Source organism: Edaphobacter aggregans DSM 19364, assembly GCF_000745965.1.
Lineage (GTDB): Bacteria > Acidobacteriota > Terriglobia > Terriglobales > Acidobacteriaceae > Edaphobacter > Edaphobacter aggregans.
In genome coordinates this window covers 1-11,943 of record NZ_JQKI01000151.1, presented here as the reverse complement: position 1 = coordinate 11,943, position 11,943 = coordinate 1, and the positions used below count along the sequence as shown (strand labels likewise).

The 11,943-nt window shown below is 57.0% G+C and carries 5 protein-coding genes and 1 pseudogene; 3 read left to right on the top strand and 3 right to left on the bottom strand.

Annotated elements, in window-relative coordinates:
• Nucleotides 1-481, top strand: a pseudogene (locus tag Q363_RS46945) (Tn3 family transposase); the annotation flags it as partial.
• Nucleotides 455-754: a LexA family protein gene (locus Q363_RS46940; protein WP_245632505.1), complete on the top strand. Its 300-nt coding sequence runs from the start codon at nucleotides 455-457 to the stop codon at nucleotides 752-754. The pseudogene Q363_RS46945 and the gene Q363_RS46940, both read left to right, overlap by 27 nt.
• On the opposite strand, the gene Q363_RS27085 is transcribed toward Q363_RS46940, so the two are convergent.
• Together Q363_RS27085 and Q363_RS27080 are read right to left on the bottom strand one after the other, a co-directional pair.
• Nucleotides 696-2,660, bottom strand: a complete 1,965-nt coding sequence (locus Q363_RS27085) for a S9 family peptidase (protein WP_084080819.1) — start codon at nucleotides 2,658-2,660, stop codon at nucleotides 696-698. The two genes, Q363_RS46940 and Q363_RS27085, sit on opposite strands and share 59 nt — an antisense overlap.
• Nucleotides 2,661-3,334: 674 nt before the next feature.
• On the bottom strand, nucleotides 3,335-6,748 hold the full coding sequence (locus Q363_RS27080; RefSeq protein ID WP_035356937.1) for a TonB-dependent receptor: 3,414 nt from the start codon (nucleotides 6,746-6,748) through the stop codon (nucleotides 3,335-3,337).
• 918 nt (nucleotides 6,749-7,666) lie between these two features.
• Between Q363_RS27080 and Q363_RS27075 the strand changes: the two genes are divergently transcribed.
• Nucleotides 7,667-9,265 (top strand): outer membrane protein assembly factor BamB family protein, encoded by a 1,599-nt coding sequence (locus Q363_RS27075; RefSeq protein ID WP_211256374.1) that lies wholly within the window; start codon nucleotides 7,667-7,669, stop codon nucleotides 9,263-9,265.
• 1,047 nt (nucleotides 9,266-10,312) lie between these two features.
• Here the strand turns inward: Q363_RS27075 and Q363_RS27070 are convergent.
• Nucleotides 10,313-11,344, bottom strand: a complete 1,032-nt coding sequence (locus tag Q363_RS27070) for a sulfite oxidase (protein ID WP_064742738.1) — start codon at nucleotides 11,342-11,344, stop codon at nucleotides 10,313-10,315.
• Nucleotides 11,345-11,943: the final 599 nt, after the last annotated feature.

Below are 11,943 nucleotides of genomic sequence, written 5' to 3'. Positions count from 1 at the left end.
GATCGAACGGCACTATCCAGACATGATGCGCGTCGCGGTCTCGATCAAGGCCGGCAAGATGACGCCGTCAACGATTCTGCGCCGCCTTGGCTCGGAGAGCACAAAGAACAAGCTCTACTTTGCGTTCCGGGAACTCGGTCGTGTCATTCGCACGCTGTTCCTGCTGAAATATCTGAACGATCCCGAATTGCGCCGGACCATTCACGCGGCGACCAACAAGAGTGAGCAGTTCAATGACTTCGCGCAGTGGTTGATGTTCGGCGGTGTCGGCACAATCGCCGAAAACGTCCGGCATGAACAGCGCAAGGTCATCAAGTACAATCACCTCGTCGCCAATATGGTGATCCTGTACAACGTACAGTGGATGTCGCGCAGGATCAGGGAACTGCAGGAAAATGGGCATCCGGTTGATGCCGATGTGCTCAGCGTACTGTCGCCTTACCGGCGGGAGCATATCAACCGGCTCGGAGACTACGTCCTGGTTGAGCGCACCCGCACCGCCCGCGAGGGCGAGATCATCGTCGCACTCGTCGATGGCTCCGATGCCACCCTCAAGCGCTTCTACCGCGAGGGCAACATGATCCGCCTCCAACCCTCTAACACCGAGATGGCCCCATCTTCGCCCCCGCCGCCAGCGTCAGCATCCAGGGCAAGGTCCTCGGCGTCCTCCGCAAGTACGCCTGACCTGCGCCTAACTAAGGCTGCGTCATCCCATCGAGCAAATACTTCTCGACAAACATCACCTCTGCGTTGAACAGGTAGTCGTTGTTCTTTTTCTTCGCGTAGCCGTGGCCTTCGTCATTCGCCATCAGGAACCACGTCGGCGTGTTCTGTGCCTTGAGCTTATCCACGATCTGCCGCGATTCAGTCCAGGGCACCCGCGGGTCGTTCTTCCCCACCACTGCAAAGATCGGCTTGTGCATCGCATCCAGATGGTTCATCGGAGCGATCTTCTCCAAGTAAGCCCGCATCGCCGCGTCACGCTCGTCGCCATACTCCACTCGCCTCAGGTCTCGCCGGTACGCCTCGGTGTGCTCAAGAAACGTCACCAGGTTGGACATCCCCACAATCGGCAGCGCGCACCGTATCCGGTCTCCATAGAACGCCGCCACGGCCCACGTCATGTGCCCGCCGTAGCTCCCTCCAAACGCCATCACCCGCGAGCTGTCTAGGGTGTCGCTCGTCTGTATCCAGTCCAGCAGCGCGCCGATGTCCTTATACGTATCCTCGCGATGGGATCCGTTGTCCAGCAGCGAAAACGTCTTCCCGTAACCCAGCGATCCCCGCACATTCGGCATCAGCACCGCGATTCCAAGCTCATTCAGGAAATAATCGTTCCGCCCCAGAAACACCGGCCGTGACTGACCCTCGGGTCCGCCGTGGATCGATACAATCACCGGCCGCTTTCCTGGGAACTTCGCGGCATCCGGGCTATAAAGAAATCCCGAGATCATCCTGCCGTCAAATGTCTTCCATCGAACCAGCTTCGGTTCCACGAACTTCGAAGCGTTCAGCCCGCCTGTCTCGCTCTCCGTCCATCGCTCGAGATTGCCCGTCTTCACATCCAGCGAGTACACATCGGAAGGCGACCTCGCCGAATTGATCGAGAAGGCCAGATCGCGGCTGTTCTTGTGGAAGCGCAAACTACCCACTACGCCAACCGGAACCCCCGGCACCGCGCGGTATTTGTCGCTTCCCGCATCGAGCAGATAGAGCTTGCTCAAACCATCTTCATTCGCAAGGAAGGCAACCGTCCTTCCGTCCTCACTCACGGCAAAGGTCTCGATGTCCCATGAGATATCGCTCGTCAGAAACTTCGGCTTCATCACAGTCAGGTCGAACCGCGCCAGCCGCAGATACTCGCTTCCCAGGTCCGTCGTTGCATAGATAGCCTTGCCGTCCCTGCTGAAGTAGGCCTCGTCATAAGCGACCTTCTCCCCGTTTTGCTTCGGTGTCAGAGGCGTCTTCGCTCCACTCGCGACGTCCACCATCCAAAGATATGCTTCATTCACTGAGACAAAGTTCTTCACCAGAAGCTTCGTCCCATCCGGCGACCAGTCCAACGGCTCCCACCCCCCGCCCTCGACCTGTAGCACCATCCGGCTGGACTCCGGGTGCATCGCGTCCATCACCCAGATATCGGCGTCCTTTCCCGTCCTTCTCGTAGAGGCAAACGCCAGCAGACTCTTTCCATGTGCCATCTTCACGTTATCGTTACGGCTCTTCCCGTCGGTCAGCAGCGTCACCTCGCCCGTAGCCGTATCCTGCCGGTAGAGCTGATACCACTCTCCACCACCCAAATCCTTCTGGAAGACGAACGCCTCCCCATCCGGCAGGTAATGTGCTCCGAGTACCCGGTCCGGATAGAACGTCATCTGCCGCCGTGCGCCGCCCGGCATCTTGATCGAATGCACCTGGCTGGTCTCTGCGAAACGTGTCCCGATCAGCATCGAGCGCTCTCGAGGATGCCAGTCGAACGGAACGGCCGTCCGAGCCTCTCCATATCGTTCCGTCGACTCCGCCACCTTCGTCGGAACCGGCGGTATGCCCTCAATCACCAGGTTGTCGCCGGGTTTCACAAAATCGGCAACTGCCGGCTGCTGCGCACTGGCCCATGAAACGAACGCAACCCAAACGACTGCAAGCGCGACATGCTTCATCCTGGTATCTCCGTATATTGGCAAATTGGTCGACAGAATAGCATGGCGCCTTCCGCCAGGCACCACCTTTGCCCCTTGCCCACCCGTTATTTAGGATGGACGCTGTTACAACTTCTCTCCCATCGCATCATTCACCCGTCTAAAGTACGATTTACCCTGAAACTTTTCTCCGTCCACGGAACCGGGCCACAACTTCCTGCGTAACCTACCTCCGAAGCGGTACTCCCCTAACAAGAAACAAATGGAGCCTGACCTTGGGGTCACTTCAAGAAAGGGAATGCCACGCACGCTAAGGCGAAATCTGTTCACATAACCCTTTTGTCATCATAAGGATAGAAGCAGGCGACTGAGATGTTCTTCGATGGATCAGAATTCCTGGCCAGGATGGAATGCGCTACGCCCTCGTCCTATTTAACTCTTCAGTCTTGGGAGACTGTTTGGCGCATCAGGCTAGGAGAGCGTCGGGTTCGACCGGTGTGCCATCTCAATTGCATTAGCACTCGCAGCCCCCTGAGAAAACACGTTCACGCGCGAGGCCGCACCCAGCGCGGCTCCCGAACCATCAGCGAACGTCGCGTCATCATGCAGAACATCCTGCCACAGCCGCTGTACTTTAAAAAATTAGGCCGCCCGACAATCGGGCGGCCCTCTCTCATGTATTGCACGATAGAGATTTAGAACTTGACCTTCGCACCCACACGGAAGGTACGCGATCCGCCGTTCTGTATTGAGGTGTTCAGGAAGTTGCTCGTTGCACCAGCGGAGGTGAGGTTGTTGTTGACTGACGGTGTATCGAAGTTCTGGTTGTTAGTCACGTTGAAGAACTCGCCGCGAAGTTCCGCCTTCCAGCGTTCGCCGATAGCAAAGGTCTTCAGCAGATCGGCATCCAGCTTCAGATACCGTGTCGTGTAGGTTTGATTCCTGTTTTGCGTCTGGTTCGGGTTGTACGTCGTGACCTGTACGAAGCGCACCTTGTCACGGGTGGTGCAGGCACCCGTTGCGCCGTCCGACAAGCCGCTGGGGCAGGTCGTGCTCACCATACCGCGCGAGGTGACCGGGGCCTTCAGGTTGCCGATGTCCGCACGATCCCCCGACGATGAGCCGTCGTAGTCGCGATCTGTTCCGTTCAGCACCGTGAACGGCGTGCCGCTCTGCACCGTCAGGATCGGCGAGACCACCCATCCGCCGACGATGGTGTTCAGCCAGTGCTTTTCCACTCCACGGATGTTCCATACGAGCACCGTGCTCGAGACATGCCGGCGATCGTTGTCCGACGGTCCGTAGTCGAGGAAGCCCAGCGGCCCTGCCGTCACCGGTGAGCGCGACGGGTTCTGGGCCGACGAGTTGGTTTGGAAGATCTCGCTCAGCACGTCCAGGTTCTTCGACCACGTGTACGACGAGGTGAAGTACAGCTTGCCCGCCGCGGTGTTGATGCCGCCGTGGCGCACCTGCACCTGCAGGGAGTGGTAGTTCGAGGTCAGGCCGCTGTCACGCAGCTGGATCACGCCGCGGTTCGCGTAAACGCGTAGCGGCTGCGTGCCGTAGGGCGTGTTCTGCTGGGCCACGCCCGAAGGGCCGGGCACGCCGGGGTTAATCGGGTTGGTGTAGAAGAGCTGCCGCCCGAGCGAACCGACGTACGCCACATCGAGCACCATGCCTGCAGGCAGCTGCTCCTGCACGCCGAACGAGATGTGGTGGTAGTACGGGTTGCGGATGTTCTTCGAGAAGACCGATTGCTGGGCAGTGTAAGGGTTCAGGCTGGGAACAAGGCCCGCGATGCCGCTCGAGATGCCGAAGGTTCCACGAGGCTGCGCTGCCGTATTCGTGGTGCTGGAAACCGCAACGTTCGCCGGCGAGTTCGGAGACGCGCCGATCATGTTCGACAGCATGTTGTTGTAGAAGTTGTCGTACGTCACCTGGTAGCCGCCGCGGATGACCGTCCTGCCGTTCAGCAGCGGAAAGTCGGTGTGCGGATTGTACGAAAAGCCCAGGCTTGGCCCAAAGTTGTTGTTGTCGTGATTCACCTTCGCCGTCGACAGGTAATCGTTCGTGCCGTATCCGACGAACGCCGGGTGCTCGAAGATATTCGCCGGCTGGCCGAAGTTCTCATAGCGCACACCGTACACCAGCGTCAGATCCGGGCTCATCTTGTAGGTGTCCTGCGCAAACAGCGACCACGTAAACAGGTTCGGATAGTATCGGCCCGAGCCGAAGAGCTTGTTGACCGGACTAGTGCTGAAGCCGGCGTAGTCGTCGATGAAGTTCGCCACCGCGGCGATGGCCGTGTTGTTCGAGCTCTGCGCCGCCGTGATGTTGCTGTACGCGATGGTGCCGCGGCCGTTGAACGGGGCCACCTGCACCGCAAGCTGCCGCACAATCTCGCCACCGGCCTTGTACGCGTGGTGTCCCTTCACCCAGGTCACGCTGTCCTCGTACTGGAAGGTATTGGCCACGCGGCCCTGCGGGAACGACGACGTAATCGCAGGGACGGTAAGCGAGGTCACCGTGATCGCCGGAATGATTGCGCCGATGGCGGTAGGTGCCGGGTTGAACTGATAGTTCGCCCTTACGTAGCCGAAACGGAACTCGTTTACAAACGTGTTCGAAAAGGAGTACGTGTCGCTGAACGCCGCGCCCATCGTGCGCGCCGCATAGGGAACGTCAAACTGCGGACCCTGACCAACCGTGCCGCCCAGGTTGTCGGTGAGGTTGTCGTACAGCCAGCGGAACATCATGCTCTGTTTGTTCGAGGTGCGGTGGTCGATACGGACGAGGTGGTTGTTGTCGAGCGATACATCTGTCGCCGTCCGGTAGAACTGGCCTACCTGCAGCGTCTGTCCCGTACGCGCGCTCTTGTTGCAGGTCGTCGCCGCGAGGGAGGCAGGAACCGCGATGCTGAGAGTGGAGACACCAACACCGGTCGACGAGCCAACGGGATTGCCCGCAGCGGCCAGCAGGTTCAGGTAGTTGGTCACGTTCGGGCAGGTGCCGGTCGCGGCCAGCGCCTTCAGCGTGTTGTACGAGCTCTGCGTAGGAATATTGCTGAACGTAGTCAGCGAGTTCGAAGGGTAGCGGTCCCACTGTCCGCCAACGAAGAAGAAGGTCTTGCCACGGCCGTCATACAGGTGCGGAAGCATCACCGGTCCGCCGATCGTGAACGCCGGAATATTCTCGTGGTACTTATTCTTCAGCACAGGAACCGGATAGTTCGGGTTCGTCACCACCGCTGTCTGGTAGGTGGCCAGGGCGCTTACATAGGCATTGCGCTGGGTCTGCGTGCTGGCATCGAACAACTGCGTGCGATACACATACGCCAGCGAGCCGTGCAGCGCATTCGTTCCCGAACGAGTGATCTGCGAGACCACCGCGCCGCCCGCGCGGCCGAACTCCGGGCTGAAGTTCGTCGTCTGGAAGTTCACCACTGCCAGCTCGTCGTTATTGGTGACCGTGTACTGCGGACCCATCACCGAGATGTCGTTATTAAGGATGCCGTCCAGCAGAAAGTTGTTGGAACGAGCGCGCGCGCCGTTGACCGCGCCGATGCCGCTGTCCATCGAGCCGCTCTGGTTCGAGCGCACGACACCAGGGATCGTCAGGATCAGGTTCAGCGAGTTCTGATTGAGAATCGGCAGATCGATCAGCTGCTGGGTCGCAATCGTGCCGCCGCGAACGGCGTCCTCGGTCTGCAACTGCATCGACGCGGTTGTGACCTCAACCACTGTCTCCGAAGATCCGGCGGTCAGTTGAAAGTCGCGGCCCACGGTCGCGCCCACCGTCACGTTGGCGGGAATCTGCGCCTTGACGAAGCCGGCAGCGGTAGCCGAGACAACATAATCGCCGACGTTGACGCCGTCGAACCGGTAGATGCCTTGGCCGTTGGTCTTCGCCACGACCTTGGTGCCCTGTGAGGGCGATGTCAGCACAACGTCGGCGCCGGCGATCACGGCTCCGGTCGCGTCCGCAACGACACCGGTAATGACGCCGTTCGCGTTCTGCGCATAGGCAGCTGGCTCAAGTACGGTAAAGGCAGGAACAAATGATCCAAGAAGGATTGCCGCCGCAAGGCGGAGGGGCAGATATCGTGTCACAGGTAAACCTCTCGGAAAAGCAAAATCCCGTTTAAGGGGCGAATGGCCGCTGGCAGGGATGAACTGCCATATTTTGGTGTCAGAATGCAGGCCATCGTACCTATAAATGTCGCGCTTTACCAGAAAATTGTTGCAAAAATAAAATTTGTGCACTTAAAACAGTGCATTCGACAGGAAAAGCTTAAGAAGCTCTCCTCCGCCCGCTCGATCCAATATCAACAACCCTGTTGCTTTTCTAATTATGTGGCTACTTCTGTGCTAATTATTTGGCACATATGGCCGGATCTGGGCCGCTTCTCATCAGGCTTGCCCGATGACTCGATTCTCTCGAGCCGTCAAGGCGCTTTGCTTATTCAACCTGATGGCCGATGTCGTACAGCGTGCAGATCTTGGGATGGTTCAGGGAGGAGATGGCTCGTGCCTCGCGTTCGAAACCGTTGCTTTTGCGCGGGGTCGCAGGAAAGCTGCGAGAGGATCTTGATTGCGACTGTGCGCTCGAGCCGGGGTTGTTGGGCTCCCTACACTGATTAAGGTGTCACTGCCCTGCGCGAGGATCGGGGGGACGGCTGCAAAAAAGACGAAAGAGTACACGAGACGTTGAGGTGTCGTTCCGCGGAAGCGACGCATCGCTGGTTCTCCTTCCGGTGGATCTCTTTTTGTTGCGACCTTCAGAGGGTTGTGTCGTTGCATTTCTCGCTTGACATAACTTCAATACCCACCTCATTCTTGTACCGCAGCAAAGTCAAATCATTCCTTCTAAATCTGGCGTCTTTGTAGAAGGCTCGTGCGTAAGATCTCCCGGCTTCATCTGTGGTTGCTGCTACTTCGCCTTTTGGTTATTTACGGTGTCTTCCGTAGCCTAGCTACCCAAATTGCATTGTCTGGCGAGCATAACCGCAACCGAATTCAAGGAGAACTATGCAGATGCCCACGAAGAATCGTGACGTGTCATTGCCCATGACGGCATTGATCTGTGTCCTGTTATTAGTCTCGGCGCTAAGCGCGCAAAGCCAATCAGATGTGTCCCTATCTGGCCAATGGCAAGAAGCCGGACAGGATCTGAACAACACCCGGAGCCAGCCGGCGGAGTATTCAATAGGTCCTGCCAACGTCAAGGGCCTGAAACCAAAATGGGTGTTCAAAGCGAGTGGCGATGTTTCTGCTACTCCTACTGTGGCTGACGACGCAGTCTACTTCCCCGATTGGGGTGGCCATCTCTTCGCAGTCAACAAGGACAGCGGGCAGGTCATCTGGAATCACAAGATCTCCGCCTACGATAGCGTCGCCGGATCTGTCTCTCGCGTTAGTCCCGTCGTGGATCATGATCAATTAATTATTGGGGACATTCTCAGTTCCCAGGTGCACGATGGCGCGAACGTGATTTCAGTAGATCGGGAGACAGGAGAACTCCGCTGGATTACACACGTGGATAGCCATCCGGCTGCAATCATCACTGGATCTCCTGTTGTCTTCGACGGTGTGGTTTACGTTGGGGTTTCTTCGTTGGAAGAAGGTCTGGCAACGAATCTGGATTATCCGTGTTGCAGCTTTCGCGGCAGTGTAGTGGCGCTCAATGCGAAGACCGGTCAGATGCTTTGGAAGACCTACGACATGCCAGAGAACGGCGGTCAGCCGGGTGGATACAGTGGCGGCGCGGTGTGGCAACCACCCGCGATTGATCCAAAGCGCGGTTTGCTCTTCGTTGGTACGGGTAACAACTACACCGTACCCGCAGCTGTGGAAGCTTGCCAGAACGCAGATCCGACTGCGAACTGCGCCGCGGCTGACGATTTTTTCGACACCGCCCTTGCATTGGATTTAAAGACCGGCCAGATCAAGTGGGCCAAAAGGCTGCAAGGCTTTGATACCTGGACAGTAGCCTGCCTCCGTCCTCCCGGAACAAACCCGAACTGTCCCGTACCGACCAGTCCAGATTTCGACTTTGGAGGGGCAGGACCTAATTTCCTGGGTAATATCATAGGCTTTGGCCAGAAGAGCGGTATTTATTGGGCACTTGATCCCGATACTGGGAACATCGTTTGGAGCACACCGGTTGGGCCAGGCGGTACGGGCATCGGGTGGGGCACTGCCACCGATGGTAAGCGCATTTATGTCGAGATCGCGAATAACGGCCATCTCCCCTATACCTTAGTTCCCTCGGGACAGCAGATTGCTTGGGGATCGTGGAGTGCTCTCGACGTCGCTACCGGGAAGATCCTTTGGCAGACCGCAGACCCGACTGTAGGCACCATTGACATCGGCTCGGTGAGTGTTGCGAACGGCGTCATGTACGCAGGCTCTTATTCAGGGCAGATGTACGCGCTGGACACGAAAACCGGAACAATCCTCTGGAACTTTGCGAGCGGGGGGTCGGTAATCGATGGACCATCAATCGTGGACGGCGTCGTCTATTGGGGATCTGGTTACCGGAGAATGGCCGGAATCGGAAATAACAAAGTGTACGCGTTTACTGTGGCCGGCTCGACGATCGAGGCGGGCACTGGGACGGAAAAGTAACCAAGACTGATGGCTTGCATTAAATGCATCGCGTAGTCGACGGTGGTTCCCGTGATTCTCAGTCCTCATGACGATACTCCGGAGGAGATCGAGTGGACATGGGAGGTCCGCAGTACTGCTGCTCGGTGACTCGATCACGCGCAACTACTACCCTGGCGTCGTGCATGGTCTCGATGGGCGCGCGAACGTCTATCTATTCGCGACGTCCGCCTCTGTAGGTGACCCACGACTTCCAGACGAGATTCGGCAGTTTTACGCCATGGAGTCGGTCAGGTTCGGTGTTGTGCACTTCAATAATGGGATGCACGGTTGGGGTTCCGGAGAGCGTTGATCGCACGGAAAGCACCACGCTAATTCGGGGGCATTGTTTTTGGGATGGGTCGTGGGACAGTTCCAAGCCCGTAAACCGAGCCATTTGGCAGTTTCTCAAGCCTGTCCTGAAAACGGTCGCTTTCAGGACATAATGCGGTTTTGGGCAATTCGTGGACTTGGAAGACCCTTGGATTCTTCGCCAACATTCTTCAAGCTGCAACAATTCTCGAGCAACCAAATTTCTCATCTCAACTTTTCACAAGTGATGACAAAACACCGACATGGTCGTGACACCAACCTGCGCGGACCTGACTACGCTGGCTGAGGATTTCCAAGCGCAGTTCCTCCCCGCCTGCTGCTTAATTCCACTTCCAGCACCGGCACCGGTCGGGGCACGATCCGTACTAAATCTGCGGGGACTCACAGAACTTTCACTGCCGGATCCAATTGGTTGACACGGGTGCGGACCGCTATTCGCTGACCACTTCATCGGGTGAAGTACATCAGTTCGCGGGGATTGTGGATGTGGCGCGGTGGGCGACGGCCACTGCTTTTGAATAAGGAAATTTCGGTGGCGGCCCTTACGCCCAAAAAACTCTGCGTGTTTTGCGGTTCTGCGGACACCTCGGCCCGCTCGAACCCGCAAGCCGTCCAAAGGCCAACAGGTCGGCTGCCTGCGCGTCAGCTCCCTGGATCAAAACGAGGTTCGCCAGCTCGAAGGGCTGGCCCTATTTCTCATATGACCTCAACGATCACGGGAATGACGTGGGTGATCTCATAACTGCGGTAATCCTTGTTGCGCTCCATCGCCTGGGTGTTCCCTTTGGAATCTGTGGCGCGGGCCATAAGCGTGTGTTTGCCTGCACTGGGAGCAGGCCAAGTAAATTCCCACATACGCCAACTATAGCGTATTGTGGGGCCTATCAGTTGGGCCGGATTCCAGGTTTTTCCGGCATCGGTCGAGACTTCGACGGAAGTAATGTCGTTTACGCCGGCCCACGCCATACCGCGCACTTTGAAGTCATGCCCGCTCGCAATCTTATCGGCGAAGCCGGGATCAATAATGGCGGATTTGACGCTGATTGTAGTTACAGGAAGAACGGTCGGAATGCCGTTGGGCCGTTCGAAGTAGGAATATTGGAGTGATTGGAAGTAGCCGTCAAAGGGCTTCTCGGTGAGGGTAATACGCTTCAGCCACTTTACGGATGCCATTCCATACCAACCGGGGACGATAAGTCGAACGGGGAAACCGTGAGTTGGCGGAAGTTGCTTGCCGTTCATATGGTAGGCGAGTAGGACATCCCCGTGATTAGCTTCCGAGATTGGCAGGGAACGCGCAAAAGGAATCACCCCAGGGGACTTCGGATTGGGCGTGGTGAGCTCACCGGAGTCGGCTCCCTCGAAGATGACATCGACCGCAGTCGATTTGATACCGGCGAGCTTCAGAACGTCCGCGAGAGGGATGCCGGTCCATTCGGCGTTGCCCATTCCACCATTCGCCCACTGCGCACCATCCTCCCTCGGAACAAGAAAGACTCGGCCATTACCCGCGCACTCAAGGAGGGAAACCATTGTTCGTGACCTCATTGCTGTGAGTTCCGCATAGGTGATCTGGAGCGGGTGAGAAACCGCACCGTCGATTGCGAGGGTCCAGTTTGCGGAGGACAACTCAGGTTGTTTGAAGTGGTTGCGAACGTAAAACTGGTCTGCCGAAGTTATAAAGCTAGAGAACGCGGAAACCGACGACTCTAGATTCTTTGGCTCCATTTCACGAATGATAAAACCATCGTTGCCCGAACTAGCAGAAGTAAGGACAGCGGAGTGCTCTTGTTCTGCAAAGGCCGGAGTCGCAACCGCAAGTGCGGCTGCTGTGGTCGCGATATTGCGGAGGAATTGACGGCGAGCGAGCCCTGTGGACATCGATTACACCTCTCTAGATCCTTACTCTAGGACACGAGTCAGAATTCTCTTTATGATCTAGCAGTTCAGAGTTAGCACGGTCAACTCCGGCTGTATTGAATGCGGCAACCGTCTCTTTCTTGAGTTCTGAACCAGCACACGGCACCGTGTAGAGACATGCAAAGCAGACAAATGCACTAACCAACATAGGCAAATTGCAAGCGCGTATAGAAATGTGCGGATGAACCCAAATAATTCTCAAAGCAACACATATCACTGTCGTCCAAATTAGCCTTTGAGAACAAGGCTCAAGGGTGAGGCAGGTGGAGCCTCCTGTAGAGTGAAGTGGGTCCTGAGAAGACCACTTGACGCATGAGAAAGGCATCCACCATGAATCGAGTATGCAGTATTTTCAGCCAACTCCTGCAACTGTTTTCGCGCTCCGATTTCGAGGCTGCGGTTGGCAA